This window comes from Halopiger aswanensis (genome assembly GCF_003610195.1).
GTDB classification, from domain to species: domain Archaea; phylum Halobacteriota; class Halobacteria; order Halobacteriales; family Natrialbaceae; genus Halopiger; species Halopiger aswanensis.
In genome coordinates this window covers 161,948-184,995 of sequence record NZ_RAPO01000002.1, presented here as the reverse complement: position 1 = coordinate 184,995, position 23,048 = coordinate 161,948, and the positions used below count along the sequence as shown (strand labels likewise).

The 23,048-nt window shown below is 65.6% G+C and carries 26 protein-coding genes and 1 tRNA gene; 11 read left to right on the top strand and 16 right to left on the bottom strand.

From position 1 onward, the window contains the following. Window positions 1–28: 28 nt before the first annotated feature. The gene (locus tag ATJ93_RS08035; protein WP_120244158.1) at window positions 29–1,138 is read right to left on the bottom strand and encodes a transcriptional regulator; all 1,110 of its coding nucleotides are present in this window, start codon (window positions 1,136–1,138) and stop codon (window positions 29–31) included. A gap of 33 nt (window positions 1,139–1,171) precedes the next feature. Then, a complete protein-coding gene (gene bioB, locus ATJ93_RS08030) occupies window positions 1,172–2,302 on the bottom strand; it encodes a biotin synthase BioB (RefSeq protein WP_120244157.1) in 1,131 nt (376 codons plus the stop codon). Between the two features lie 265 nt (window positions 2,303–2,567). Here bioB and ATJ93_RS08025 point away from each other — a divergent pair, with 265 nt between their 5' ends. Next, window positions 2,568–3,374 carry a hypothetical protein gene (locus tag ATJ93_RS08025; RefSeq protein WP_120244156.1) on the top strand — a complete coding sequence of 269 codons (807 nt, stop codon included), beginning with the start codon at window positions 2,568–2,570 and terminating at the stop codon, window positions 3,372–3,374. Between the two features lie 82 nt (window positions 3,375–3,456). On the opposite strand, the gene ATJ93_RS23580 is transcribed toward ATJ93_RS08025, so the two are convergent. From ATJ93_RS23580 to sucC, 3 genes are all read right to left on the bottom strand, one after another. Further along, window positions 3,457–3,609 carry a hypothetical protein gene (locus ATJ93_RS23580; protein ID WP_170155540.1) on the bottom strand — a complete coding sequence of 51 codons (153 nt, stop codon included), beginning with the start codon at window positions 3,607–3,609 and terminating at the stop codon, window positions 3,457–3,459. A 195-nt stretch (window positions 3,610–3,804) separates the two neighbouring features. Next, window positions 3,805–4,677: a succinate--CoA ligase subunit alpha gene (gene sucD / locus ATJ93_RS08020; protein WP_120244155.1), complete on the bottom strand. Its 873-nt coding sequence runs from the start codon at window positions 4,675–4,677 to the stop codon at window positions 3,805–3,807. Next, entirely contained in the window at window positions 4,674–5,822 is a 1,149-nt protein-coding gene (gene sucC, locus ATJ93_RS08015) for an ADP-forming succinate--CoA ligase subunit beta (RefSeq protein WP_120244154.1), read from the bottom strand. The genes sucD and sucC overlap by 4 nt, the downstream gene beginning before the upstream one ends. Before the next feature lie 471 nt (window positions 5,823–6,293). Here sucC and ATJ93_RS08010 point away from each other — a divergent pair, with 471 nt between their 5' ends. Then, a complete protein-coding gene (locus ATJ93_RS08010) occupies window positions 6,294–7,166 on the top strand; it encodes a UbiA family prenyltransferase (RefSeq protein WP_120244153.1) in 873 nt (290 codons plus the stop codon). 73 nt (window positions 7,167–7,239) lie between these two features. Here ATJ93_RS08010 and ATJ93_RS08005 read toward each other — a convergent pair whose 3' ends face one another. Further along, the gene (locus tag ATJ93_RS08005; RefSeq protein ID WP_120244152.1) at window positions 7,240–7,467 is read right to left on the bottom strand and encodes a DUF5795 family protein; all 228 of its coding nucleotides are present in this window, start codon (window positions 7,465–7,467) and stop codon (window positions 7,240–7,242) included. Between the two features lie 192 nt (window positions 7,468–7,659). On the opposite strand from ATJ93_RS08005, the gene ATJ93_RS08000 reads away from it, so the two are divergent. Beyond that, window positions 7,660–7,977 carry a hypothetical protein gene (locus ATJ93_RS08000; protein WP_120244151.1) on the top strand — a complete coding sequence of 106 codons (318 nt, stop codon included), beginning with the start codon at window positions 7,660–7,662 and terminating at the stop codon, window positions 7,975–7,977. An 89-nt stretch (window positions 7,978–8,066) separates the two neighbouring features. Here ATJ93_RS08000 and ATJ93_RS07995 read toward each other — a convergent pair whose 3' ends face one another. Beyond that, the gene (locus ATJ93_RS07995) at window positions 8,067–8,321 is read right to left on the bottom strand and encodes a HalOD1 output domain-containing protein (RefSeq protein WP_120244150.1); all 255 of its coding nucleotides are present in this window, start codon (window positions 8,319–8,321) and stop codon (window positions 8,067–8,069) included. 259 nt (window positions 8,322–8,580) lie between these two features. Between ATJ93_RS07995 and ATJ93_RS07990 the strand changes: the two genes are divergently transcribed. The 4 genes from ATJ93_RS07990 to ATJ93_RS07975 all read left to right on the top strand — a co-directional run bounded on the left by ATJ93_RS07990 (window position 8,581) and on the right by ATJ93_RS07975 (window position 11,019). Further along, window positions 8,581–8,790, top strand: a complete 210-nt coding sequence (locus ATJ93_RS07990) for a hypothetical protein (RefSeq protein ID WP_120245216.1) — start codon at window positions 8,581–8,583, stop codon at window positions 8,788–8,790. Window positions 8,791–8,934: 144 nt separating this feature from the next. After that, window positions 8,935–9,774, top strand: coding sequence for an aldo/keto reductase (locus ATJ93_RS07985; protein WP_120244149.1), 840 nt, complete (start codon window positions 8,935–8,937; stop codon window positions 9,772–9,774). Window positions 9,775–9,910: 136 nt separating this feature from the next. Further along, window positions 9,911–10,681, top strand: a complete 771-nt coding sequence (locus ATJ93_RS07980; RefSeq protein ID WP_120244148.1) for a hypothetical protein — start codon at window positions 9,911–9,913, stop codon at window positions 10,679–10,681. Between the two features lie 146 nt (window positions 10,682–10,827). Continuing rightward, window positions 10,828–11,019: a DUF7333 family protein gene (locus ATJ93_RS07975; protein WP_013878424.1), complete on the top strand. Its 192-nt coding sequence runs from the start codon at window positions 10,828–10,830 to the stop codon at window positions 11,017–11,019. A 153-nt stretch (window positions 11,020–11,172) separates the two neighbouring features. On the opposite strand, the gene ATJ93_RS07970 is transcribed toward ATJ93_RS07975, so the two are convergent. The 9 genes from ATJ93_RS07970 to ATJ93_RS07930 all read right to left on the bottom strand — a co-directional run bounded on the left by ATJ93_RS07970 (window position 11,173) and on the right by ATJ93_RS07930 (window position 19,905). Continuing rightward, window positions 11,173–12,144, bottom strand: coding sequence for a phosphoadenosine phosphosulfate reductase family protein (locus tag ATJ93_RS07970; RefSeq protein ID WP_120244147.1), 972 nt, complete (start codon window positions 12,142–12,144; stop codon window positions 11,173–11,175). Between the two features lie 245 nt (window positions 12,145–12,389). Continuing rightward, the gene (gene wecB / locus ATJ93_RS07965; RefSeq protein ID WP_120244146.1) at window positions 12,390–13,496 is read right to left on the bottom strand and encodes a non-hydrolyzing UDP-N-acetylglucosamine 2-epimerase; all 1,107 of its coding nucleotides are present in this window, start codon (window positions 13,494–13,496) and stop codon (window positions 12,390–12,392) included. 3 nt (window positions 13,497–13,499) lie between these two features. After that, window positions 13,500–14,612: a DUF354 domain-containing protein gene (locus ATJ93_RS07960; RefSeq protein ID WP_120244145.1), complete on the bottom strand. Its 1,113-nt coding sequence runs from the start codon at window positions 14,610–14,612 to the stop codon at window positions 13,500–13,502. Between the two features lie 613 nt (window positions 14,613–15,225). Beyond that, window positions 15,226–16,074: a formyltransferase family protein gene (locus ATJ93_RS07955; protein WP_120244144.1), complete on the bottom strand. Its 849-nt coding sequence runs from the start codon at window positions 16,072–16,074 to the stop codon at window positions 15,226–15,228. Window positions 16,075–16,345: 271 nt separating this feature from the next. Further along, window positions 16,346–16,927: a DUF7110 family protein gene (locus ATJ93_RS07950; RefSeq protein WP_120244143.1), complete on the bottom strand. Its 582-nt coding sequence runs from the start codon at window positions 16,925–16,927 to the stop codon at window positions 16,346–16,348. 220 nt (window positions 16,928–17,147) lie between these two features. Then, on the bottom strand, window positions 17,148–17,492 hold the full coding sequence (locus ATJ93_RS07945; RefSeq protein ID WP_120244142.1) for a glutaredoxin family protein: 345 nt from the start codon (window positions 17,490–17,492) through the stop codon (window positions 17,148–17,150). 94 nt (window positions 17,493–17,586) lie between these two features. After that, window positions 17,587–18,216: a class I SAM-dependent methyltransferase gene (locus tag ATJ93_RS07940; protein ID WP_120244141.1), complete on the bottom strand. Its 630-nt coding sequence runs from the start codon at window positions 18,214–18,216 to the stop codon at window positions 17,587–17,589. A 258-nt stretch (window positions 18,217–18,474) separates the two neighbouring features. Continuing rightward, complete coding sequence (locus tag ATJ93_RS07935) at window positions 18,475–19,272, bottom strand: M14 family metallopeptidase (protein WP_120244140.1); 798 nt, start codon at window positions 19,270–19,272, stop codon at window positions 18,475–18,477. Between the two features lie 141 nt (window positions 19,273–19,413). Next, window positions 19,414–19,905, bottom strand: coding sequence for a DUF309 domain-containing protein (locus ATJ93_RS07930; RefSeq protein WP_120244139.1), 492 nt, complete (start codon window positions 19,903–19,905; stop codon window positions 19,414–19,416). A 119-nt stretch (window positions 19,906–20,024) separates the two neighbouring features. Here ATJ93_RS07930 and ATJ93_RS23575 point away from each other — a divergent pair, with 119 nt between their 5' ends. The 4 genes from ATJ93_RS23575 (at window position 20,025) to ATJ93_RS07915 (ending at window position 23,013) form a co-directional block, all read left to right on the top strand. Further along, the gene (locus tag ATJ93_RS23575) at window positions 20,025–20,201 is read left to right on the top strand and encodes a hypothetical protein (RefSeq protein ID WP_170155539.1); all 177 of its coding nucleotides are present in this window, start codon (window positions 20,025–20,027) and stop codon (window positions 20,199–20,201) included. Window positions 20,202–20,294: 93 nt separating this feature from the next. Next, window positions 20,295–20,377: transfer RNA gene (locus tag ATJ93_RS07925), tRNA-Leu, on the top strand. Window positions 20,378–20,556: 179 nt separating this feature from the next. After that, a complete protein-coding gene (locus ATJ93_RS07920; RefSeq protein ID WP_120244137.1) occupies window positions 20,557–22,116 on the top strand; it encodes an HTTM domain-containing protein in 1,560 nt (519 codons plus the stop codon). A 63-nt stretch (window positions 22,117–22,179) separates the two neighbouring features. Further along, the gene (locus tag ATJ93_RS07915) at window positions 22,180–23,013 is read left to right on the top strand and encodes an inositol monophosphatase family protein (protein ID WP_120244135.1); all 834 of its coding nucleotides are present in this window, start codon (window positions 22,180–22,182) and stop codon (window positions 23,011–23,013) included. The last annotated feature ends 35 nt before the right edge of the window (window positions 23,014–23,048 follow it).

Genomic DNA, 23,048 nt, shown 5'->3' with positions numbered 1-23,048 from the left:
GGGACGAGCACAGTCGGCCGCCGGCGCCTCAGAAGCCGGGCATCAGTTCCGCGGGACCGAAGACGCCGTACTCGCCCGCTCGATTCCGCCTGACGCCGGCCTTCAGGTAGCCCAGCGCGGGCCCGTTGACGTTCGCTTCCATGCTCGTCTCGTCGCCGAGTTCGAACGTGTTCGTCGCGCGCTCGCCGTCGAAGGTCGTCCCCGTTACCGAAACCGTGGTCGTCGTCGGTTTCTCGTCGCTGCGAACGTCCAAAATTCCGCCGACGGTGACGTCCGCGGCGTCGCAGATCCCGGCGCGCTCGAGCAGCACGTCGTCGGCGTGTTCCATGTCTTCGAACTCGATGACGCCGTCGTGGTCGTCGACGATTTCCTCGATCTCCTCGTCGGAGAGTTCGCGGGCGGTCTCGAGGTCGTACTCGGGGAGGTGCGCGATGTCCTCGCGGACGGTGCCGCGGTTGTCCTCGTAGCCCGATTTGAGGCCGACGCCCCACCAGATGTCGACCGACTCGACCTCGACGAACGACTGGGCCGCCAGCGCGGCCGCGCCGGTGAGGAAGCCGGGCGTCGCGCCCGCGCCGCAGATGAACGTGATCCCCGCCGCCTCGAGGTCGTCGCTGCGATCCTCGAGCATGTCAATCACGCGCGAGCGTTTGAGCACGTCGATCAAGACGCCCGAGTAGCCGCCCTCGACGAACCGATCCGCGGTTCGGGGGATGAAGTCGTGCTCGTAGTTCGGCAGCGCGAGCAGGACGGCGTCGATCCCGTCGCCCGCGTCGATGACGTCCTGAATGGGATCGTCGCTGGGCCGAGCCTGCGCGGAGGCGACGACGCCTCGTTGCTCGCCGTGTTGTTTGACGCCGCTCGAGTCGACCGTCGTCTCGCCGTCGTCGGTAGTCGTGCTGCCGTCGCCAGTTGCCGCGCCGCCGTCGGCCGCAACGTCGTCGTCGTTCGGTCCGCTGTCGATATTTCCTTCCGTGGCCGCCAGCAGTTCGTCGACGTCCAGCCCGTCGAAATCGACGGCGACGCCGTTTCGGTCGCAGGCCGCGACCGGCGTCACCCCATCTTTGTGCTGGCTGACCTCGAGCGCTCGTCTGCCGATACCGCCGGTGCCGAGTACTGCAAACGTCGTTTCGTCCATCGGTGTGTGGGTTCGAAATCCGTGTGAATCGAATCAGTCGTCGCTCGGTTCCGCATCCGCATCCGCGTCCGCGTCCGCGTTCGTCGCTGCCTCCGATTCGGCCGTCGACGCCTCGCCGTCGCCGCGGCGTGCTTTGACCGCCTCGGGGTCGAACGCATTCGTCTCGCGGTTCGGCTCGAGACCCGCGCGCTCGATGATTTCGAGATCGTCGGCGGGCGACTGGCCGTCGGTCGTGAGGTAGTCGCCCGTCAGCAGTCCGTCGGCGCCGGCCTCGAGCGGTAAGTGCTGTTCGTCGGGCTCGAGGTTGGCTTCGCGGCCGCCGGTCAAGCGCACGCGCGCCTCGGGGTGGAGCAGCCGGAAGACGGCGACCGTCTTCACGATTTCCTCGGTCGTGATCTCGACACCCCGCTCGGCCAGCGGCGTCCCGGGAACCGGGTTCAGGACGTTCACTGGCAGCGAGGAGACGCCGATATCCTGCAGGGCGATCGCCGCCTCGACGCGGTCGGTCGGCGTCTCGCCCATGCCGAGGATCACGCCGGCACAGAGGTCCATCCCGGCCTCTTTGGCCACCTCGAGGGTCTGCACGCGGTCCTCGAAACTGTGCGTATCGACGATCTCGGGGAAGTACCGCGGCGAGGTCTCGATGTTGTGATTGTAGTGGTTGATTCCTTCCGCGGCGAGGATCTCGGCTTCTTCCTCGGTGAGAATCCCAAGGGAAGCGTCGACCTCGAGGTCGCACTCCTCGCGGACGAGGCGGATCGCCTCGAGGACGTCCCGCCACTCCTCGGGACGGTGCTCCTTCGAGACGCCCTTCTCGGCGACGACGATGCCGAACCGCTGGGCGCCGTCGCGCTCGGCGCGCTTTGCCGCCTCGAGTACCTTCTCCGGCCCGAGGAAGCCGTAGGTGTCGATCCCGGTGTCGAAGTGGACCGACTGCGCGCAGAAGCCACAGTCCTCGGCGCAGTTGCCCGCCTTCGCGTTGACGATCGAGCAGGCGTCGACCGTGCCGTCGCCGAAGCGGTCGCACACGACCGCGCCGGCTTCGGCCAGCGGCTCGACCGGCTGGGCGATCAGCGCTAGTCCGTCAGTTCGATCGAGCCGCTCGCCGGCCAACACTCGCTCGAGCGCGTCGTCGACCGTCTCGTTTCCCGTCTCGTAAACCACACCTGCTAGAGTGATTGACGGAGATATAATAGTTGGGGACCGTCTCGGCGTGCGAACCATTCGAACGGGGAGATCTTCCGGCCGACGAGCGGTGTTTTTCATATCGGCAGATCCTATCCGGGAGAAGTAGACGTTTGTAAACCAGCTCCTGGGGACACAGCCGGGATCGGCCGTCACGCTAATATGGTACTCCCCTAACGAATCGTGACTGAAAAAATTGCCAAACTTAATGACGTGTGATTATGTAGACCTACAGAGCGAGCCTATGAGCGAAAGTACGATCGACGATAAATCGGGCGACGGTGGGTTCGACGCCGGGGCGAGCGCCGACGATCTGTTCGGGGCGATCGCGGACGACGAACCCGAGATGGCGGGGGTCGATCGAGACGGGGACGCCGACGCTGCCGACGAGCGCGGCGACGACGGGATCGAAGACCAAACCGCGGCGAACGTCTTCGGGCAACTCAAAGACGACGTCGACGGCGACGAGGACACCGACGAGGTCCTCGAGGGCGAAACGCCCGAGGAGATCATCGCGAGCGCGGACGAACCCGTGGAACCGGACTGGGACGTCGACGACGACCTGGTCGCCGACGAAGCGGAACTCGAGAATCTCCTGCTGTCGGGCCGGACGAAGGGCGAGGAGTTCCTCTGGGTCGATCCGGACCCGTCCGACTCGGCGGAATCGGATTCGGAGGCCGACGAACCCGACGACTCAGCCGAGGCCGACGACCGCTCCGCCGACGCGGAACCGGATGCGTCCAGCGACGCCGGCGAGCCGTCCACCGACGCGGACGACGCACCGGAGCCGGCCGTTGACGCGTCGGCTGAGGAGGACGAGGGACAGACGCAGGACGAACCCACGGAATCGGCTGACGAACCGTCCGTTGACGAGCAGGCAGGTGACGAACCCGCTGCCGACGAAGCGGACGCACCCGAGGCTGTCGACGGAGCAACGGCCGGTGCCGATTCCGATACCGACGACCCGACCGCCGAGACCGAAACGGCCGACGAAGCGGACGAAGGCGACGCGTCCGGCCTCCTCGGCTGGGTCCGCTCGAAGTTCTCGTAACGCCGCTCGAGCGCACTTTCTGACCGCAATCGGCGGGGCACTACAGTCGATTCAGTCGGTTCTCGCGAACTCCGCCCTCGTTCTACGGCTCCGGATGCCACGCGAGCCCCGCCCGGACGACCGTGTACGGGGTCCCGCCACACTCCGGACAGCCCGTCCCCGTATCCGGATCGAACGGCCGCTCCGGAATCGTGTGCGCGGCGCCGCAAACGTCACACTCGAGATGGACCGGCATACGAGTCGGTACGCTGCGATAGGGGATGGGAATGCTGCCGGGAAGTGACGGGGATGAGAGTGAGCGGGCGAATCTGACTGCAGCGACGGAGACAGCCGCCGGCGGATACGCGACGCTCCTCGAGGAGCACTCGAATTCGTGGACCGCAGACGAGAGAAGCGACCGAGAACGGAACGCGGCGAGCGGGCCGCGCGATCAGGCGAGGAACTCTTCGATGTGGTCGGCGACTTCCTCGGGCGTGTCGCCGACGGGGACGCCGGCGTCGTTGAGCGCCGAGATCTTGCTCTCGGCGGTGCCGGTACCGGAGCCGGAGACGATCGCGCCGGCGTGACCCATGCGCTTGCCCGGCGGGGCCGTGCGGCCGGCGATGAAGCCGGCGACCGGCGTATCGACGTGCTCGTCGATGTAGGCGGCGGCCTCCTCCTCGTCTTCGCCGCCGATCTCACCGCACATGACGATGGCTTCGGTTTCGGGGTCGTTCTCGAACAGCTCGAGGGCGTCGACGAAGTCGGTACCGATGATCGGGTCGCCGCCGATACCGATCGCGGTGCTCTGGCCCATGCCGCGGTTCGTCAGGTTGTCGACGACCTGGTAGGTCAGCGTGCCCGAGCGGGAGACCAGACCGACCTTCCCCTCGGAGAAGATGTTGCCGGGGAGGATGCCGAGTTTGGCCTCGCCGGGCGTGATGAGACCGGGACAGTTCGGGCCGATGAGTCGAGTATCGGTCTCGGAGAGGCGCTTGTTGACCCGGGCCATGTCCTGAGTCGGGATGCCCTCCGTGATGGCGACCGCCAGATCGAGGTCCGTGTCCAGCGCCTCGAAGATGGCGTCGCCCGCGAACGCCGGCGGGACGAAGATGACCGAGGTGTCGGCGTTCTCCTCCTCGACGGCCTCGTGGACCGTGTCGTAGACGGGGACGCCCTCGACCTCCTGGCCGCCCTTGCCGGGGACCGCGCCGGCGACGACGTTGGTGCCGTACTCCATCATCTGCTTGGCGTGGAACTTGCCTTCCCCGCCCGTGATGCCCTGTACCACGACGCGCGTGTCGTCGTCGACTAGTACACTCATGCTTCCACCTCGTCAGCGTATTCGACGGCACGCTGAACCGCGTCCTCGAGGGTCTGTTCGACCGTCACGAGGTCTTCATTGAGAATCTCCATACCTTCCTCCCAGTTGGTGCCGGCCAGACGGACGACGACCGGCTTGGGGATTTCGTCGAACTGTTCGAGCGCCTCGTTGATCCCCCGGGCGACCTCGTCGCCGCGGGTGATCCCGCCGAAGATGTTGAAGACGACGGAATCGACGTTGTCGTCCGAGAAGACCATGTCCAGGGCGTTGGCGATGCGCTGGGCCTTCGCGCCACCGCCGACGTCCAGGAAGTTGGCGGGCTCGCCGCCGTAGTGGTCGACGAGGTCCAGCGTCGTCATCACGAGGCCCGCACCGTTGCCGATGATGCCGACGTTGCCCGAGAGGCGGACGTAGTCGAAGTCGTACTCGTCGGCCTTCTGCTCGAGTTCGTCGCCCGAGGACGCCTCCTCTTCCATCTCGGCCAGTTCGGGCTGGCGGAACAGGGCGTCCTCGTCGATGTTCATCACGGCGTCGGCCGCGATGACCTCGTCGTCGCTGGTGACCATCAGCGGGTTGATCTCGGCGTCGGCGCCGTCCTTCTCGTCCCAGAGCTGGTAGAGCGTCGTGAGGACGCTCGAGACGTCGCGCGCGACCGACTGGTCGACGCCCGCGTCGTAGACGGCCTTTCGAGCCTGGTACGGGTGCATGCCGAAGGAGGGGTCGATGTGCTCCCGCGCGATGGCTTCGGGGTCCTCCTCGGCGACTTCCTCGATGTTGACCCCACCCTTGGTCGAGACCATGGCGACGGGCTTGCCCTCGCCGCGGTCCATCGTGATGCCGACGTAGAGTTCGTTCACGAAGTCGACCGCTTCCTCGACCAGGACCTGATCCACGTGGTAACCCTTCAGGTCCATGCCGAGGATGGACTCGGCTGCCTCGCGAGCCTCGTCCTCGTCCTCGGCGAGTTTAATACCGCCGGCCTTCCCGCGGCCGCCGACCTGTACCTGCGCCTTGACTGCGACTGGATACCCGATCTCCTCGGCCGCGGCGACGACGCCGTCGACATCGGAGGCGAGTTGGGATGCCGGCGTCGGAATGCCGGCGTCGGCGAAGACGTCCTTCGCCTGGTACTCGTGTAGCTTCATAGGCATTCGAACCCGCGTTCCGACCCCGCTTAAATCCTGCCAGTTTCCACTCGCGACGGGAATCCATCGACGGGTATGGAACTCCGCCGCTCGAGCGGCTATATACTCGTACTCATAACCCGCCATTTGTTCCGCATCTAAACCACGTGTGGGAGAAACGAACACAGTCGTGGATGTTTCGTGGATCGATACCGTGATCCCCGCGACGTTCGTCAATTTTTCTCGGGCCGCGTACGGTTCGGATTCGTCGGTGACCACCGTCGCCTCCGGCTGCGGCGCCGCACTCAACGATGAACGCGTCGCCCCAACCGCAGCGTTTGACTCGCGCGAGTCCCAATAGCAAAGCGACACCGAGACTGGAACCGCGACCGAGCGCGCAATCGGGCCGGGATCAGGAACGTCACGCCGATCGAGATCACACATGGGACACGCCAGACACGTCACCCGATCCACGCCGGAGGTCGACCCCCGGTGACGACCCCGACTCGCACGCGTCGCGTCCGGCGGTGGGCGTCGTCGCTCGAGGGCGCCCTCCGGTTTCTGGTTCACAGCAACCTCTTTATCTCGCTGGCGACCGTCGGCGTGGCGACGACGACGATTCTCCTCGCGGACCTGCCGGTCGAACCGCTGCCGATCTTCATCGTCTTCGCGGCGACGCTGTTCATCTACACGATTAACCGGTTCCTCGACCTCGAGGAGGACGAGCAGAACGTCCCGCGACGAGCCGCGTTCGTCAAGCGCTACGGCCGCTTCTGGCTCGCGCTCGGCGGCGGACTCTACCTCGCGGCGATCGGGGTTGCGGTCGCGCTGGAGTTGCCGGGCGCGGGGTTCATGCTCCTGCCGGTCGCGGTCGCCGTCCTCTACTCGTTGGCCGGGGTCAAGCGCGTGTTTCTGGTGAAAAACCTGTTCGTGGGCTTCGCGTGGGGGATCATCCCGCTCGGGGTCGGCTACTACTACGGACAGTTTCAGTCGCTCGCGATCCTGTTCGTCGCCGGCTACATCACCGCCATGATCACCATCGCCGCCGTGATCTTCGACGTGAAGGACATCGAGGGCGACCGCGAAGAAGGGATCGCGACGGTGCCGAACCGGTACGGGCCGGCGACGACCCGACGCGTCTGCCAGGCCGCAAACGTGGCGGTCGCCGCGGCGGTCGTCGCCGTCGTCGCGCTCACCTCGCTCTCGAGCCAGTTCCTCGTCGTCCTCGCGATGAACGCCTACGTGGCCTGTTACATCCCGTTCTCGACCGAGGATCGCGGCCCGCTGTTCTACGGGTTCGTCGTCGACGGCGAGCACGTCTTTCTGGCCGCGCTCGTGATCGCCCTCGAGTGGGCGGTCTGGTGACTGCACGTAGCGCAGCCGCTAAACAAGGGGTAGTTCCCGTCCGAACGAAGGGGCGCGGTCCCGGCCGAAGCGATCAGTCGCGGTCGGCCTCGCTCCAGTCGCAGTCCTGGCACTTCCAGCCGGTCACGAGCTCCGTCACCGACGGCATGTACGTGACTTTGAGGACGTTACCGCCGCAGTCCGGACACTCCCTGTCGGCCTCCTCGATCGAGTCGACTTCCATCACGGAGCCGCCCTCGACCAGTTCGGCGAGTTTTTCGGCCGTCACCATACGCCCCTGAACGACGCGATTCTCGCTCACACTCGAGGTAGCGACCTGACCGCCCTAAGCGTTTCCGGACCGGTCGGTGCCGGTCGTAGCGATCGACGATAAGACGGGCCCGTTCGGCACGAGTGCTTCCCGCCCCGGACGGGAGAAATACGGCAGGGTTGCAGGCGCCAACCTGTCGTTGCGGGCACAATGGTATAGGGTCTCCCCTCCCAACGGAGCGGTATGGAGACGCGATGGGCAACCGTCGACGGTGTTTATCTGCAACTGCCCGACGACTGTACCGTCGAGCAACTGCGGGACGAACTGCACAAACCCGAGGACGCAGTATTAGTGGCGGTGACCGGCGATCTCGTGTCCGTCGTGCACACCGACGACCGAGCCCTCTCCGAGATGGTCGCCGGCTGTGCGGACACCTACTACTTCAGACGGCCGTCCGACGACGATCGGAACGAAATCCTCGCTGCACCGGAGATCAAGCGCGCGCTCGCGGATCCGACGGACGACGAAACGACGTTCCAACGGCCGGGTATCGACCACTAAGGATCGCTTCCGTCTCGCGGCGGTTCGGGTTCACGGATCGCCGATGCGGATCGACGGTTCTCGAGTCGAACGAATGCAGCGACGCGCAGTTACGCACGTTCGATCCGCAGTTCCGGATCGTCGTCGAACGTGATCGTAATCTCGTAGCCGGCGTACGGAAACTCGACGCGGCCCGATCGTGAAACGCCGGATTCGGTAGCCGAGAAAACGGACAGCAGAGCATCGGGATCGACCGCGTTGAACAACGGCGGGAGCTCCATCGGATCCGTCCCGTCTATCGCCGCGACCTCGGTCACGATCCGTTCGTATACCCGGTCCGGCTCCGTCTCGAGTGTCCGTGCCATTGCTACGTAGGGCCACATTCGCCCGTTAATAACTTTCGGAACGAACGCAGGTATTAGTAAGCCGAATGAGTGGTGAAAGACTGCGAACGTGGTTTTCTATGACGAAACAGCCGAGGACAGTAGGCAGAATATCCGGTTACCGGTTGAAGAAGACGTATGTCTAATCTTTGCCCGGTATATCGACTTCAGATTGATCTGAGTGGACTTAGACCGGAGAAAGTTTGAAGTTATCCGAATCCATCGTATGATGTACGATACCATGGGACAGAAAGTTACGCTCGAGCGGATCGAGGAAGTACCTGCGGAATCGCGGGTCTGTCACTACGACGAACTCGACGAACCGGCAAAGGCGACGCTTCCAGCGCTCGCGAACGACGGGACCGTCACAGTGGACGGGGCGGCTGCAGCGGACTTTCGCGATTGTGACCTCGTGAAGTACACCGATTACTACGCGATTTCCGTTCAGTAAACCGGAATCCAGCGGCAGGTCGCGACGGCCGTCAAGCTGCTTCTCAGCTATTGTACGACATCCTGACGGCCCGCGCTCGAGCAGATGTCAGCCTCGAGTCACCGGTACCCTAACCACTTTTCGCGTGCCGGTTGTCCGTCGCCTATGGGAGTCGACGACGCCGACGCGATCGATCCGGAACTGTGTCCGACCGCCAGCGGGATCCCGATGCTCGGCCTCGGGACGTGGCAAAACACGGGCGATCAGTGCGCCGAGAGCGTCCGCACGGCGCTCGAGACGGGCTACCGCCACATCGATACCGCACAGGGCTACGACAACGAGGCCGCCGTCGGCGAGGGAATCGCCCGAGCAGACGTCGACCGCGAGGAACTCTTCCTCGCAACCAAGGTCTCGACGTCGAACCTCGCACACGACGACGTCCTCGAGACGACCCGCGCGAGCCTCGACCGCCTTGGCGTCGAGACGGTCGACCTGCTGTACGTCCACTGGCCGGCCAAGACGTACGACCCCGAGGAGACGCTGGCCGCGTTTTCGGAACTGTACGACGAGGGGCTGATCGAGCACGTCGGCGTCAGCAACTTCGAACCCGAACAACTCGAGGTCGCGGTCGACGTCTGCGACGCGCCGATCCTCGCGAATCAGATCGAGTGCCATCCGCTGTTACCCCAGAAAGAGATCCGGGAAGCCTGCGAGCACTACGACGTCGAGGTCGTCGCGTACAGTCCGCTCGCGCGCGGCGGGATCTTCGACCGGCCCGAGATTCGGGAGATCGCGGACGAATACGACGTCACCGAGGCGCAGGTCAGCCTCGCCTGGCTGCGCGAGAAGGGGATAACGGCGATTCCGAAGGCGACCGGCGCGGAGCACATTCGGGATAACTTCGAGTCGCTGACCCTCGAGTTGGCTCGAGAAGACGTCGACGCGATCGACGCCATTGCGGAGACGAACCGCACGATCGATCCCGGATTCGCTCCGTGGAACTGACCGGTTCGCACCGCCGCGAATCGAACCCCTCGCCCGTCCTGGCTCGGAAACCGGCGATGTCGACTCCGATCGCTAACCTGTAACGAATCCTGAAAGAGAAGGAAAGCTTACGGTACGCCGGCAGTTTGGATCGGGTATGTCCACCCGCACACGGAGTCGTGGCGGTGGTGGGATCGTCGGCGCGGTGAAGACCGACTTACAGCGGTTACACGGTGCCTGGATGGAAATCGTCTTCCCCAGGCAGCGCGGCCGCGGCCACTCCGTCATGGGCAAGTGGGAGCCCGAAACGCTCCCGCAGAAGATCGGCTACCACGGCTGGAGCGTCCTCGGAACGATCGGTTTGCTCCTCCTCTATCCGCTCACAGTCGTCGGTCTCGCGACCCGCTACTACGCGGCGAAACTCGACTCGACCCGCACCCGACTCGGCATCGTCGGCGTTACCGCCCTCGCGCTGGTCGGCTGGGGCGCGCTGACGCTCGCCTGGGGCGCGATGTCGTATATGGAACAGGTCGATATCCCGCTCAACTCGGTGCTCGCCGTCGCCGCAGCCAGCGGCGTCGCGACGCTGGCGACTGCACTCGCCGCGTCCTGTGCCAAGTTCGGCGGCCGCGTCACGACCGTCGTCCTCGCCTATCCCTTCGCGATGACGGCGCTGTTCCTGCCCCCGGTCGTCGCCGCCCTCGTGACGCCCGCGCTCGAGCCGTACGTCCTCGAGCCGAGCTACGCGTTCGCGGCCTGGTTGCTCGAGAACCCGCTGTCGATCGGCGGCATCAACGAGTACCTCTGGGCGAACTACAGCCTCGAGGGCGCCGCCTACGCGGGAATGTGGTTCGGTCTCTCCTTCCCGCTGGGCTGGTTCTTCGGGATCGTCGTCGCGTTGGCGAATCTGGTTCGGCCGTCGAACTGAGCGCTGCGACGGACTCAGCACCACGTTTTCGCGACAGTCACGGGATTCTCGCCTCGCGATCGGATTGACTCGCGATCAGGAATCGGCTCGCTGAACTGATTTCCGGATTCCGTTACCATTAGGCGGTCGCTTCCCAACGCTCACGTATGGAATTCGATCTTCCCACGACCGCGGCCGCGTTCATCGCAGTGATCGCACTCGGCGTCGGCGGCCTCATCGCCGCGCCGATGATGACGACGGACACCGTCCTGATGATGGTCGCGCCGTCGATGATCGTCTTCGGGTTGATTATGTTCGGCATCGGTCTCCTCCACGGCCAGTATCGGGCGAGTCCCTGACTGCGTTGCCGCCGTAGTTAGCCTGATTCCTACTCGAGATTGGGCGATGACTAGCCGCTCAGCATCGTCGCCACTACTCGAGTGCGGGTCGTCGCAAAAACGGAAACGGAAACGGAAACGCGAAACGCGAAGCGGTGAGCGAACCGACGCGACTTACATGTAGCCGAGGTCGCGCAGGCGCTCCATCAGGTCCTCCTTGTCCTGGGCGCGGCCCGCGCGCTCGGTCGTTCCTTCGAGGTCCTGCAGCCAGGCGGGATCCTCGTCGCTTTTTTCGGTCGAGACCTCGCTGCCCAGCGAGCGGAAGCCGGCGAAGTACTTGGGCGAGATCGGGATGTCCGCCTGCGTGACGCCCTCCGGCAGGTCGTCGTCGGCCTGCGGGACGTAGCCCTCCTCGGGGAACTCGTCGACGGTGTCCGGGACGACGAAGTTCCAGAAGGCGTCCCACACCGCGGCCTCGTCGAACTGCAGGATGGGCTGGATGCGGTCGTGGGGCGGGTAGATGTCCGGATCGTGGCGCGGCGAGAAGAACGTCTCGTCGGCGCGGGCCTCCTGCTCGTCCCAGCGGACGCCGGAGATGACGCCGTCGATGTCGTACTCCTCGAGCGCGTCGTTGAGCGCGACCGTCTTCAGCAGGTGGTTGCCGACGTAGGTGTCCAGCAGGAACGGGAAGGTGTCCTCCTCGTACTCGAGGATCTCGCGGACGTGGTGCTGGTTGTGCTCCGACAGTTCGGAGATCTCGATGTCGTCGCCGGGGTCGAGGCCGTGCTCGTCGACGTACTCGCCGACGTCCTCGTTGCGCGCGTAGATGACCTCGAGGTCCCACTCGTCGGCCCAGTGGTCGACGAAGTCGTGGATCTCGTCGAAGTGCTGGTAGTGGTCGATGAAGACCGCGGGCGGTACTTCGAGGTCGAAGCGGTCGGCGACCTCCTTGATGAAGTACAGCGTGAGCGTCGAGTCCTTGCCGCCGGTCCACATCACGGCCGGGTTCTCGTACGCCTCGAGGCCCTCGCGGGTGACCTCGATGGCCTTCTCGATCTTGTCCTGGATGTGCGGGTAGTCCTCGGGATCTTCGCCGTCGCCGTCGTCGTAGTCGACGTCGACGTAGTCGGGGAAGTTCTCCGTCATTTCGTGTAATTAGATATAATTAGCAGGGTTAAACACTTTTTGGGACCGGAAACGCCTGACGGAAGCTGCGAGTACGCGACGGGCCGCTCTCGATGTCGATCTGGGCGGCAATCGACGCTCGGACGGCCGGTCGGCACCGGCTTCGCGGAGTCGACAGTCAATCGAAGGCGCGATAGCAGCGGCAATACTCGGCCGTTCCGAAACGTCGGCACGGCATTTCGGACGTCATACCGCAACGACGGCCGCTAGTCGAGCGGCGGCGCTTCGATCCGCCGATCCGGCATCGTCTCGAGTTCCTCCTGCAGCAGTCCGACGATTCGTCGGCTGGCGGAGCCGTCGCCGTAGGGCTGCGGGTTCGATTCGGGCTCCCAGTCGGTCGTCAGTCCTTCGCGGATCAGGTCCGCGTTCGGGCCGACGAGTTGGTTCCAGCCGCAGTCGACGGTTTCGGTCCACTCGGTCTCCTCGCGCATCGTTACGCAGCGGGTGCCGAGGAAGAACGCCTCCTTCTGGACGCCGCCGGAGTCGGTGGCGACCCGCTCGGCCGTATCGAGCAGCCGGACGAAATCGAGGTAGCCCAGCGGCTCGATGATCTCGAGGGCCTCGTTGGCGCGCTCCCAGAGGTCGTACTCCTGCAGCCGGTTCACCGTCCGCGGGTGCGCGGGGAAGACGACCGGCAGCGGCGCGTCCGCGAGGCCGTCCAAGATCGCCTCGAGATTCTCGCGCTCGTCGGTGTTGCTCGCGCGGTGGACCGTCGTCAGGACGAACTCGTCGGGTTCGAGGCCGAGGTCCGCGAGGATCGTCGAGTTCTCGCGTGCGCGGTCGCGGGCCGCGAGGACGGCGTCGTACATCACGTCGCCGGTCCAGTGGACGCCGTCGACGATTCCCTCGGCCGCGAGGTTGTCGACCGCGGCCTGGCTGGGCGCGAAACACAGATCCGAGGCGTGGTCCGTGAGGATGCGATTGATCTCCTCGGGCATCTCGCGGTTGCCGCTGCGCAGCCCGGCCTCGACGTGGGCGACGGCCATATCGCGCTTCGAGCCGACGATCGCGCCGGCCAGCGTCGAGTTCGTGTCCCCGTACAGCAGCATCACGTCGGGGTCTTCCGCCTCGACGACCGGTTCGAGTTCGGCGATCATCCGGGCGGTCTGGCGGCCGTGCGTGTCGGACTGGACGCCGAGGTTGTACTCGGGTTCGGGGATGTCCAGTTCCTCGAAGAAGACGTCGGACATCTCCTCGTCGTAGTGCTGGCCGGTGTGGACCAGCACCTCCTCGCCGACGTCGCGGATTTTCCGGGAGACGACCGCGGCCTTGACGAACTGCGGGCGCGCGCCGACGACCGAACAGACGCGCATCGATCAGTTCACCCCCTCGCCGCGGCCTGTCCCTGTTCCTGCGCTTGGCCCGGTCACGTCGACCGGAACCGGATCGGTGCTCGTCTCGCTGTACGCCAGTGCGATGTTCGAGAGAACCTCCGTGAGATTGACCATATCTTCGACGTAGTCGTCCCGCCGCCGCTCCCACCGTTCGGGTGCCGATTCGTCCGCGAGCAGTTCCGCCGCGCGCTCGAGCACCGCCTCGAACTCCGCGAGGTTCTCGACGAGCCCCGCGTCCTCGAGCTCGAGGAAGTTGCCCATGTCGTCCTCGCCGACGAAGGAGTTCGAGCGGATCGCCGGCGTGCCCAGCAGCGCGGCCTCGGTGACCATCGTCTGCGTGTCCGCGACAAGCAGGTCGGCCTCCGCGAGCGCATCGTGGATCCGCGCCGGGTGGAGATCGTACGGCTGCGCGTCGAGATTCGCGAAGTCGAGATCGCCGCCCTCGTCGGAGACGAAGATGGTCGCGTGCTCGGAAAGCGTCTCGATCAGCCGCCGGCGCTGCTCGAGCGAGAAGCCCTCGCGGCCGACGTCGTGGTGGCCGTTGAAGGCGTTGAGTCGGACGATCGCGTACGGTTCGTCGGAACCGACGCCCAGATCGTCGCGGACCGACTCGTCCGGCTCGAAGACGTCGGGGTGGAGATAGGCCGATTCCTTGAACCCCTCGAACCGGTAGTGTTTCGCGCCGAGGTCCTTCTGGAAGGCCTCCGGCGTCAGGAACGCCTGCACGAAGGGGCGGGAAACGACGTGGTCCAGCGACGGCTCCGAATCGAGGACGGCGATCGCCGGGGTCTCCGTGATCGTGCCCGTATAGGCCGCGTAGGGGCCGATGCCGAAGATGACGTCCGGATCGAACGCTCGCGCCTTGCGGCCCATCGCGTACAGGTGGGTCGGCAGCTCCCACAGCAGCGAGGACAGCGACTCGCCCCGATCGCCGTAGGTCTCGTAGGGCACGTCGTGGTACGAGAGCAGCGACTCGGTGAACTCGTCGCCGCGCGCGAGCACGAGCACGTCGTGTCCGTCCGCCTCGAGTCGCTCGACGGTGTGTTTGTACAGATGAACGTGAGCCGGCGTATTGTTAAAGAAGAGACAGCGCACGTCGTATCACCTCGTAGCTCATGACAACTGTCCCTTCCAAAACGCGCTATATCGTTATCAGCGCGCTACTCCGGATGGCGACCGGATCGGCCGCGAGTAGCGGGCGCGGCGGCGAATTTTAGCCATCGTAATGCGTCGTCGAGTGACGGCGCTCGCACTCGGGCGTCGGTGTTGGGTTCGGCTACGCGCGAAAATGAGCGACTACCTCGGACTACCTCGGTTCGACCGCAACGGCGCCGGGTGGCTAGGACGCAACTACGGATCGTTTCACCCCTCGCGGTCGCCGTCCCGGCAGCTGCCGTCGGCGCCTCGTGAATCCTCAGCAACTCATTACCCCGCTGATCCGGCCGCTTCGAAGCGGCCGGGCCGCGTCCGATCATCGTGTCGTGACCGTCACGGGAAAAGACATCTTCGATACCGAGGATCGCCGGCAGGTACGACGGTCCCGGCCCGCTCGCTCTCAGTCGACGGCGACTGCTCGGCGGATTCGCCGACGGTGTCGCCATCGGGAGCGGCACCGCTGCAGTCCGACCCACTACCCCGCGACCGCCGCGAAAGATCGCTCGGACGAGCGTAACACCGGAGACTCGAGCCGTCGCCTCCGCGGCAACAGTCACGGAGGGCTGGACGCTGGTCGACCTTCGGAGAGTAGCCGTCTGAGTTTGTTCGCGTTGTTCTTCCGGAGGTACCGCGCGACCTCGAGCGGCGTGGGTGCGGTGCGGTAGGTCCCCAGCGTGTCCGGAGCGGCCGGTTCGAACTCGGGATCGTTCAGGTTCCGGACGCCGTCGACCAGTACCGTTCCCGTGGTGGGATCGCGCTGGCGGTGCTTGAGGTCCTGGTACGTATCGGTCTCTTCGATCGGAACGTGCTCGAGCGCGACGATCCGGCCGCCGTCGATGCGGTCGGTGAGCTGCTGAAGCGTGACGCCGGCGTTCGAGTCGTCGCCGATGAACTCCCACAGGCCGCCGATTCGGCCGCGGTAGTCGCGAATATCGCTGTAGTGAAACGAGAGGACGCCGTGCTCGGGCGCGTTCAGGATCCGACCGGTGAGCAGGCCGAAGCCGAAGCGGATCACGACGTCGGTTTCGGCGGCGAGCCTGTCGACGATCGGATCCGGCAGCGTCGCCCACAGGTCGTCCGTCCGTTCCGGTGTGCAACCGACGACGTCCGCGCCGGCGAACACATCGACCGTCGAGACGTGCCGCGGCTCGTCGTACGCGGGTCGGCCCCGGACGGATCGCAGCAGTTCGGTCCCCGTCCAGACGGGCAGCCACGCCCCCCAGCTCCAGGCGCGCCGGGCCTGGCGACGCAGCGACCGGTGCCGGAGCGAACGGGATTCCTGGTTGACGACGACGAGCGACACGTCGGCCGCCGTCTCGGCGCTCACTTTCTCGAGGGCCGCCGTCTGATACGCGGGCAGGTACTCGCCGTCGAGGAGGACGCCGATGTCCGTGCAACTCATTCGTTCCGGTTTCTGGTACCGTCGATTCGGTTTGTTATCTCCCGCGTTCCCCGTTACTCGCTGCCCGCCGTTCTCTTGTTTCGTCCGTAGTAGTCGTATAGGCCGGTAAACAGGACCATTAGACGGGAGAGCCGTGATTAGGGAGACGCGTAGGAACGTTCGAATACTCGGCGTCACTCGTCTCTTTCCGTCCAGCGTTCGGGGTCGAGCCTACTCGTCCGCGGGGGTGGGGGATAGCCGCTAAAAGGATAGCCGCTAAAACGGAGCGCTATCAGTCGCTGATGAACTTGTTGTCGCGCCAGTTGACACCGCCTTCGCCGGAGCCGTGGTCGCGCGGCCCCTCGACGACTTCGATGTTCGCCGGCCGCGGTTCGCCGTCGACGATCCGGGTCGCCTGCAGTTCGCCGTCACGCTCCGAGATGGCCGTCAGCGTGCCCTTCTCGGCGGCTTCGGCGATCTCGCAGAGCACGAGGAACATCTCGTACTGCAGCAAGGAGTTCTGCAGTACCGTCTCGCGGTCGCCTTTGAACGCCGCGAACTCGACGAGTTCGGACTCGATCTCCTCCTCTTCCTCCTCGTCCCAGCTAAAGGACTGGCGGCGCTCGTCGGGATCCTCCTCGTAGACGCGGTTCTCGGTGACGCTGGCCTTGAGCTGGGCCGTCGGCGTGTACTTGCTGACCGACTGATCCTCCGCGACGGCCTTGAGAATGAGCGTGTTGTTCCGCCGCGTGAGCTCGACGTCGTCGATGCCGTCCGGGTATTTCGCCTCTTCGAGGTGGTCGCGCAGGTCTTCGAGGGGCAGTTCGAGCGTCGAGTGCAGCCGATAAACGTGTCTGGATTCCTCTGTTGACATAGTGGGAAGTTGACTGTGGGGCGACGGTCGCTTGCTTCAGTGTACGGGTGCGTGACTTATATGATCTGCTATTAAATGCGTGTACCGCGTATCTGGATAAATTTAAGTCACAGGCTCACCGGGTATTCCGAGTAGAGCGCTCGTACCGGCCGTTTCGTCTCGTTTCGCCTCTGAACGATAGAAACGAACGGCGAACGAGCCACAACTCGATTCGGCGCTGTTAGGCCGCGTTGAGCGTCTCTGCGAGCTCGTCGCGCTCCTCGAGTTCCTCGAGGATGTCCGAGCCGCCCACGAACTCGCCGTCGACGAACGTCTGCGGGATGGTCTCCCAGTCGCTGTGTTCGGCAAGGGCCTGTCGGTACTCGTCGAGCGACTCGAGGACGTCGACCGTCTCGTACTCGTCGCGGTGGTGATCGATCAGCCCGAGCGCCTTGCGGGAGTAGCCACACTGGGGCATGAGTTCGGTCCCCTTCATGAAGAGGACGACCTCGTTTTCTTCGATGGCTTCTGCAACGTGTTCGTTTACTTCCTCCTGATCGAGTCCCTGGTTCGGTGGAAAGTCCATATCCGTCGTATGGCGGCGCGGAGGGATAGACCTTGCGTCGGCCCACGGTACTGTCCGGAAGCCCCGCGGCGGCTCGAGCGCTCGAGCAGCCCGCTCAGGCCTCGAGTTGCGCGAGAAACACCGTCCACGAAGCGTCTTCGTCGGCGAGTTCGTCGCCGACCAGCCGCTCGTCGCGGACGGTAAATCCGGCGGCCCGGAGTTGCTCCCGCGTTGTGTCCGCGCCGGCGATGTGCCACTGCATCTCGACGCCGGTCTCGAGCCAGTCCGGGTTCCTGCCGTGCCAGTCGTTCGTCCCTTCGGTCAGCAGGGCCAGCCCGCCCGGACGCAGGATGCGCGCGAACTCGTCGATGACCGCCTGATGTTCCGATTCGGGGACGTGAATCAGCGAGTGAAAGGCGGTCACGGCGTCGAACGCGTCGTCGCCCACTGGAAGCGACGTGATATCGCCTTGCGCGAGGGCGGCGTCCGGAGCGGCTTCGTGCGCGAACCGCAGTTGCTCGCGCGAGAAGTCGACGCCGGTCGCTTCGATCGCGGGAGCCTCTGCCAGCCGGCGCAGTATCGGATCGCCCTGCCCGCAGCCGGCGTCGAGCACCCGCGCGGCTGCCGGCAACTGCTTCCGCAGTCGCTCGAGCATCGCCCACTCGCCGTCGTCGGGATCGCGCCGCGCGGCGTACGTTTCCGCCAGTCCGTCGTAGCCCCGACGAACGGCGTCTTTGTCGACCATACGACACGTATCGAGAACGGTCCTGTTAGGTATTTCCACAGTGTGGGATTCCGTCGCACTACCAGCGATGACTACGAGCGGAGCCCCCGAGACAGGCTGCGTTCAGGCTGGATACAGTAACAACGGCGAGAAAAACTCACACCGCGATCACAACTGTTGCGAGCACCGTACCTTCCCCCGGCACACTCACCTCAAGGAAGCATGCGGGTGCGACAACAGTTGGTCCTCGAACGCGCCGCTACCGTCGGTGCAATCGGTTCAGTCGGCTGCCGGCGGCGCCGTCAGCACGTCCAGCTTTTCGGCGGCGTAACCGAAGACGTCGCGGTAGCCGTTCGACGACATGAGCACCGGGTAGAACGACTCGTCGGCGATCTGCTCGTCGCCGTCGGCCGCCGCGAACGACTCGCCGGCCTCGACCTCGGTGAAGTTGTCGACGAACACCTCGTAGGTGTCGGCCTCCTGCTTGCGGATGACGTCGGTGAGCCGGAAGACCGGCAGATCGCGACGCATCGCGTCGCCGGGCAAGGCGCCGACGGCCGTGAGGAACGCCCGCGTCAACCGGTCGGCGTTCTGCGCGGCCGTCTCCGACCCCTGCATCCCACACTCGACCTCGATGGTGTCGATCTCGGAGAAGAGCCGTCCCTCCGCGAAGTTGCTCGTCTCGACCATCGCCGTAACCGGGAGTTGCGGAACGATTTCCTCGGCCGTCTCGCTGACGCCGTTAACGATTGCGAACGGCTCTGCGTGGCTCTGTGTGGAGTGCATCGAGAAGGTGAGACAACCCTCGAGTTCCTCGACGAGCCGGTTGGCGAGCTGTCCTTCGTGGGTCTTCGCGTCCGGATCGCCCGGGAACGCGCGGTTGAGATCCTCGTCGACGAATCGCACCCGCCGCTCCAAGGCTTTCTCGTTGGCGACGATGAGCTTGACGGGCCGTTCGACGGTCGGGCGCTCGTCCAGCAGCCGTTCGACCGCGCGGACGCCACAGGGTTCGTCCCCGTGGACGCCCGCAACGACTGCGATCTCCGGCGTTCCCGACCCGATCTGTGCGACTCTCATTGTCCGTTAGTTGGGCTACGCGGACAAAGGCCGTTCGGTCTGTCACACTCCCTGCCGGTCGGAAGACGAGTACGACGAGCGGAAATCACGGTACCGTCCCGCACACAGCCGACCGATTTCGCGGGCGGACGGGCGGAATTGTCACTCCTCGAGAGCCTCGATGTACTCGTAATCGATCGCTCGCGCGGTCGGTCGCTCGCCGTCGATCGGAATCCGCCAGCCGTCGATGACGGTAGGGTCCTCGAGGGCGTTGGTCAGCGTCGTCCGAATCTCGAGGACGTCGACGCCGTAGTAGTCGGTGGGGACGCCCTGGAAGTACTGGAGGGCGGTTCCAAACAGCGAGCGCATCCCGTCGTCGTTCTCGAAATCCACGTGCTTGTACGCGCCCGCGGCGACTTGGACCATCCCGTGGAGGAAGGCGCTCTCCTCGCTGCCGCGGCCGTAGTTGTACCACTCGAGTTCGAAGCAGTCGTGGCTCTCGTGGTAGGCGCCGTCGTTGAACAGCCGCACGCCGTGGATCGTCGCCTTCCGGAGGGTCGCATGCTCCCAGCGGCCAGCGGACGCGAGCCAGCCGGTCGGCGCCGTGCCGTCGGGCGGCGGCGCGACGGTGGGATCGCTGGTGTGATCGCTCATGGAGTATCCTTCGTGCGTGCGACGGGTATACTGTTCGGCGTGCCCGGCCGTCGGCGTACGTAAAGCCTGTCTCCGAGAAGGCTGACGTTTATTTCGATCGAACTGGTAACCTCGGGTGAATGAACCACCCCTACGGGCGATGTCAGAACTGCGGAGAGCGCCTCTACGAGCACATCGAGGGCGGCTATCGGTGCCCGAACTGCGAAACGCAGTACGCGGCCGACGACCTCGACTTCGATCTCGAGTCCGGTTCGGAGTCGGCACCGGACCTCGAGCACGGTGAATCGACGGCCTGATCGGTTGGACTAGTAGATCGCGATCGCACGCTCGAGTCGCCGCACGAGAAATCGCAGACTATTCAAACGACACGGTCGTACGAACGGCTGCGTGCGAGGGTAGCCAAGCGGTCAACGGCGGCGGACTCAAGATCCGCTCCCGTAGGGGTTCGTGGGTTCGATTCCCTCCCCTCGCACTGCAACAGTGCGGCAAGACGGAGCGTCTTGCCCTCGCAAAGCTTCTCCGGGACGATGCGTCGGGAGCGTCGCCGTTCGGCGTCTACCGCTCGAGTCGACCACGACGCCGAGTGACGACAAAACACTTATACGATTGTTGAGAACTGGGGACCGACTCGAGCCTCGAGCGGTCCCGCCGATGATTCCCTCCCGATCCGATGCGTCGACGGTAGGCAGCCGAGCAGCGGTCGCTACCCGGCTTCGATCAGCGGTCGCACCGCGACTCGGAATCGACCCGCGAGCGCTCGCTGCGTTTCGGATCGCGCTGGGACTGATTCTCCTCTGCGATCTCCTCTATCTCCGGGTTCCGGGAGTCGTGACGTTCTACACCGACGCCGGAACGCTGCCGCGATCGGCGCTAGCGGAACTCTTTCCGACGTTCGAGGCGCTTTCGCTGCACGCGCTGTCGGGTTCGGCGTGGGTACAGGGGCTGTTGTTCGCGGTCGCCGGCGTCTTCGCCGGGCTGTTGCTCGTCGGCTACCGGACGACGCCGGCGACGCTCGGCTCCGCGATCTTGCTCGCCTCGATGCAAGCCCGAAACCCCTACGTCCTCAACGGCGGGGACACGATCCTGCTGTCCCTGCTGGTTCTCGGACTCTTTCTGCCGCTGGGCGCTCGCTGGTCGATCGACGCGCGTCGGCGCGGGTACCGCGTTGATCGTGATACCGATCCCCCAGCGACGGTCGACGGCCGCGTCCTCTCGGTCGCAACCGCGACCGTCCTCGTTCACTTCGTGACCATCTACGCCGTCAACGGCGTGCTCAAGACCCGCAGCGAGACCTGGATGAACGGCACCGCCGTCGCGCAGATATTCCACCTCGAGCAGCTCATCGTGGGATTCGGCCCCTATCTCGCGGACCGGACGCCGCTGCTCGTCGCGGCCAACTGGTCGTGGTCGGCGCTGCTCACCGCAGCGCCGCTGTTGCTCGTGTTCCGCGATCGACTGCGACTCGCGCTGGCGGGCGCGTTCGTCGGCGCGCAGTTGGGGCTGGCCGCGACGATGCGCCTCGGCGCGTTCCCGTTCGTCATGGTCGCCGCGCTGCTGCTCTTTTTCCCGCCGCGAGCCTGGGATCGCCTCGAGGCGGTGCTCGAGCGCACCGGACTCGAGCGGCGGCTCGAATCGGCGACCGATCGCGCGGTAGCGACTGACGGCGGCCGACGACTGCCCTCGCTTCCATCGATCGCGATTCCGCCGGCCGTGCGCCGTCGCGCGCGAATCGCCGGGAACGTCGCGCTCGTCTGCTTTCTCCTCGGACTGATCGCGTGGCAGGCCGCCGGGCTGGGATTCGTCGAGATGCCCGAAGAAATCGTCGAGGGCGACGTCGAAGACGTCAGTTGGGCGTTTTTCGCGCCGGATCCGCTGAGCGGCTACTGGTGGTTCGCCTGGGAAGCCGACCTCGAGTCCGGCGAGACGATCGACACGCTCAGGGACGAGTCGGGTGCGATCGATCGGCCGCCGGACGCCGCGGACAGGTACCCGTCGACGCTCTGGATGCGGTACGGGTTGGATCTGCGCAGCGCGGGCGAGAACGAGTACGAGCCGCTGGCGGCCTACCTCTGTGACCACGTCGCCGAGCACGAAACGGAACCGGATGCCGACCTCGAGTCGGTGACCGTCTACACCGTCGAACAGCCGATCGGTCCCTCGGGTCCGGTGGGGGACCTCGAGGTCGACCAGCGGATCGAATACGGGTGTTGAGCGCCGCGGCACGCACTGCCGAGAACCGCTACACCTTTTCGCGACGCGACACGACTGGGATCAATGAGCGAACGCGATGGCTATCGCGAGGTCGGCGCCGAGTACGAACCGGAGCGGCGGGCGAACGTCGCTGTCACCGCCGCCGAAGCCGGCGCCGCGATCGCGGCCGACTCGTTCCGCAGCGAGCTCGAGGTCGAACAGAAAGACGGGAAGACCGACGTCGTCACACAGGTCGATCGGAACGCCCAGGAGCGCGTCATCGAGGTCATCCGCGAGACGTTCCCTGACGACCCGATCGTCGGCGAGGAGGAGGACGCACTGAAGCGGGTGCCCGAGGAGGGACCGGCCTGGATCGTCGACCCGATCGACGGTACGAACAACTACGTCGACGGCATTCGCGCGTTCGGGACGGCCATCGCGGCGGTCGTCGACGGCGACCCCGTCGCCGGGGCGACCGTCTGTCCCGCTCTCGAGGACGCCTACCGCGTCGGTCCCGAGGGCGCCTTCCTGAACGACGAGCCGCTGTCGGTCAGCGACTGCACCGACCCCGAACGCGCGCACGTCTGCCCGACCTTTTGGTGGGACTTCGACCAGCGCGACCAGTACGCCGCGGCGACGCGTGCGCTCGTCGACCGGTTCGGCGACGTCCGCCGCTTCGGCTGCGCCCAACTCGAACTCGGGATGGTCGCCTCCGGCGCGCTCGAGGGCGTCGTGACGAACCTGCGGGCGAACCCCTGGGACACCGTCGCCGGCGTCGCCCTGATCCGCGCGGCCGGCGGGACGGTCACCGACCTCGAGGGCGACCGCTGGCGCCACGACAGTCGGGGGCTGGTCGCCTCGAACGGCGGCGTTCACGACGACCTGCTCGAGGCGGCGCGGGAGATCGACGCCGCGTAGGGGAAGGGGCGCGGGGAATCTTCCACTGCGGCGAC

Coding starts and splice junctions, on each gene's coding strand:
- ATJ93_RS07945 (WP_120244142.1), bottom strand. CDS start 17,492: ATGGACTTTCCACCGAACCAGGGACTCGATCAGGAGGAAGTAAACGAA.
- ATJ93_RS07915 (WP_120244135.1), top strand. CDS start 22,180: ATGAGCGAACGCGATGGCTATCGCGAGGTCGGCGCCGAGTACGAACCG.
- ATJ93_RS07935 (WP_120244140.1), bottom strand. CDS start 19,272: ATGAGAGTCGCACAGATCGGGTCGGGAACGCCGGAGATCGCAGTCGTT.
- ATJ93_RS07975 (WP_013878424.1), top strand. CDS start 10,828: ATGGAATTCGATCTTCCCACGACCGCGGCCGCGTTCATCGCAGTGATC.
- ATJ93_RS23580 (WP_170155540.1), bottom strand. CDS start 3,609: ATGCCGGTCCATCTCGAGTGTGACGTTTGCGGCGCCGCGCACACGATT.
- sucD (WP_120244155.1), bottom strand. CDS start 4,677: ATGAGTGTACTAGTCGACGACGACACGCGCGTCGTGGTACAGGGCATC.
- ATJ93_RS07970 (WP_120244147.1), bottom strand. CDS start 12,144: ATGACGGAGAACTTCCCCGACTACGTCGACGTCGACTACGACGACGGC.
- ATJ93_RS07985 (WP_120244149.1), top strand. CDS start 8,935: ATGGGAGTCGACGACGCCGACGCGATCGATCCGGAACTGTGTCCGACC.
- ATJ93_RS07930 (WP_120244139.1), bottom strand. CDS start 19,905: ATGAGCGATCACACCAGCGATCCCACCGTCGCGCCGCCGCCCGACGGC.
- ATJ93_RS23575 (WP_170155539.1), top strand. CDS start 20,025: ATGAACCACCCCTACGGGCGATGTCAGAACTGCGGAGAGCGCCTCTAC.
- sucC (WP_120244154.1), bottom strand. CDS start 5,822: ATGAAGCTACACGAGTACCAGGCGAAGGACGTCTTCGCCGACGCCGGC.
- ATJ93_RS07950 (WP_120244143.1), bottom strand. CDS start 16,927: ATGTCAACAGAGGAATCCAGACACGTTTATCGGCTGCACTCGACGCTC.
- ATJ93_RS08035 (WP_120244158.1), bottom strand. CDS start 1,138: ATGGACGAAACGACGTTTGCAGTACTCGGCACCGGCGGTATCGGCAGA.
- ATJ93_RS07920 (WP_120244137.1), top strand. CDS start 20,557: ATGATTCCCTCCCGATCCGATGCGTCGACGGTAGGCAGCCGAGCAGCG.
- ATJ93_RS07980 (WP_120244148.1), top strand. CDS start 9,911: ATGTCCACCCGCACACGGAGTCGTGGCGGTGGTGGGATCGTCGGCGCG.
- ATJ93_RS07940 (WP_120244141.1), bottom strand. CDS start 18,216: ATGGTCGACAAAGACGCCGTTCGTCGGGGCTACGACGGACTGGCGGAA.
- ATJ93_RS07995 (WP_120244150.1), bottom strand. CDS start 8,321: ATGGCACGGACACTCGAGACGGAGCCGGACCGGGTATACGAACGGATC.
- ATJ93_RS07955 (WP_120244144.1), bottom strand. CDS start 16,074: ATGAGTTGCACGGACATCGGCGTCCTCCTCGACGGCGAGTACCTGCCC.
- ATJ93_RS08025 (WP_120244156.1), top strand. CDS start 2,568: ATGAGCGAAAGTACGATCGACGATAAATCGGGCGACGGTGGGTTCGAC.
- wecB (WP_120244146.1), bottom strand. CDS start 13,496: ATGCGCGTCTGTTCGGTCGTCGGCGCGCGCCCGCAGTTCGTCAAGGCC.
- ATJ93_RS08000 (WP_120244151.1), top strand. CDS start 7,660: ATGGAGACGCGATGGGCAACCGTCGACGGTGTTTATCTGCAACTGCCC.
- ATJ93_RS07990 (WP_120245216.1), top strand. CDS start 8,581: ATGGGACAGAAAGTTACGCTCGAGCGGATCGAGGAAGTACCTGCGGAA.